2 protein-coding genes are annotated in these 1,659 nt (G+C 63.5%); both read left to right on the plus strand.

Going from position 1 to position 1,659, the window contains the following annotated elements; all coding sequences use genetic code 11:
* A partial coding sequence (locus tag MKK64_RS16025) for a hypothetical protein (RefSeq protein ID WP_243935888.1) occupies positions 1–266 on the plus strand: 266 nt, incomplete at its 5' end.
* Between the two features lie 282 nt (positions 267–548).
* A protein-coding gene (locus MKK64_RS16030; RefSeq protein ID WP_243935890.1) for an IS3 family transposase occupies positions 549–1,659 on the plus strand; the annotation gives its coding sequence in 2 pieces (ribosomal slippage) (positions 549–816 and positions 816–1,659; 1,112 coding nt annotated over the 2 pieces). This gene is flagged as partial in the annotation.

The raw sequence follows: 1,659 nt of genomic DNA on the forward strand, positions 1-1,659 counted from the left end.
TGGCCTACCGTCTCTCGGAGCGCTTCGACGACATGACCGCGGCTCGCGGGAGGACAGCGACGACAGCGGATGGAACGTCCCTCGTTCTCGTCAAGGATGCTGTCGTCGAGAAGCAGTACCTCGCCCTCAAGTTGAAGCTGACCCCAGGAAGAGCGCCGCGATACCGTGATGACGCAGCGGCGGAAATTGCAGGACGAGCGGCCGGCGATCGAGTGAACCTGGTGACAGGCATTTCCGGCGCGCGACCTCCAAAATTTTTGTCATGATCATGGATCACTTGCGTGGCGAACATCGGTGCTGATCTGGGGTCGGGTGGGATCGTCGGCCCTGTCGATATTGCAGTCGGACTGGACGTTCTGACCGATGTCATCAGCGCAATGGCGAGCAGCTCGACCACCAAATGGCCCGGTGGAAGTTGCGCCGACGCGTAGTCTATCACTTTGCCCGGTCGCTGCCCGCTGGCGGCTCGGCGGTCGCCACCGTGGCCTGACCGGCTGGCTTTGGACCGGGCTGATTGAGAGGATCAGCCAGGACCAAAGGAGTTGGACATGCGGCGAGGCCAGAAGACGAACGCGGAGCAGGTCGTGCTCAAGCTGCGTCAGATTGAGGTGCAGACGGCCCAGGGCAAGAGTTTGGCCCTTGCATGCAGGGAGGCGGAGATCTCCGAGCAGAGTTACTACCGCTGGCGCAAGGAGTACGGCGGCCTTCAGGTCGATCAAGCCAGGAAGATGAAGGATCTGGAGCGCGAGAACGCTCGTCTGCGCCGGCTCGTCGCCGACCTTTCTCTAGAGAAGCAGGTGCTGGCGGACGTCGCCTCGGGAAACTTGTAGCCCCCGAGCGACGCAGGCAGGCGGTGAACGGCATCCGTGAGAAGTACGGCCTCTCGGAACGTCACGCCTGCCGGATCGTCGGTCAGCACCGCGGCACGCAACGCTACGTGCCTACCGTGCTGGCCGACGAGGATGCACTGACCCAGGCCATGATCGCCCTGGCGTCCGAGTACGGACGCTACAGCTACCGCCGCGTCACCGCGCTGCTACAGGCAGCCGGCTGGCAGGTAGGCAAAGACCGGGTTCAGCGCATCTGGCGTCGCGAGGGGCTGAAGGTCCCCAGCCGACATAGACCCCGTAGCCGCTTGTGGCTGAACGACGGCTCCTGCGTGCGGCTACGACCGCTTCATCGCAATCACGTCTGGAGCTTCGACTTCGTGCAAGCCCAGACGCACGATGGGCGCTCTCTGCGCATCCTAACGCTGATTGACGAGCACAGCCGTGCCTGCCTCGCGCTGAAGGTGGCGCGGCGCATCAACAGCGTCGGCGTGATCGAGGCGCTGGCCGACGCGATGTGCCTGCACGGCATCCCGGAGCACATTCGCTGCGACAATGGCCCAGAGATGATCTCCAAGGCGTTGCGCAAATGGGTCGCCAAAGCTGGCTCACAGATCCAGTACATCGCGCCAGGATCCCCGTGGGAGAATGGCTACTGCGAGAGCTTTAACGGCAAGCTGCGCGACGAGTGCCTACGCCAGGAGATCTTCTACTCGCTGAAGGAGGCGCAGATCGTGATCGGTCTATGGCAAACCACCTACAACCGCGTTCGACCGCATTCGTCGCTGGGCTATCGGCCGCCCGCGCCCGTCAGCTACCCGGGTCTGGCCTT

Origin of the sequence: Methylobacterium sp. E-025 (assembly GCF_022829705.1) — a bacterium.
Lineage (GTDB): Bacteria > Pseudomonadota > Alphaproteobacteria > Rhizobiales > Beijerinckiaceae > Methylobacterium.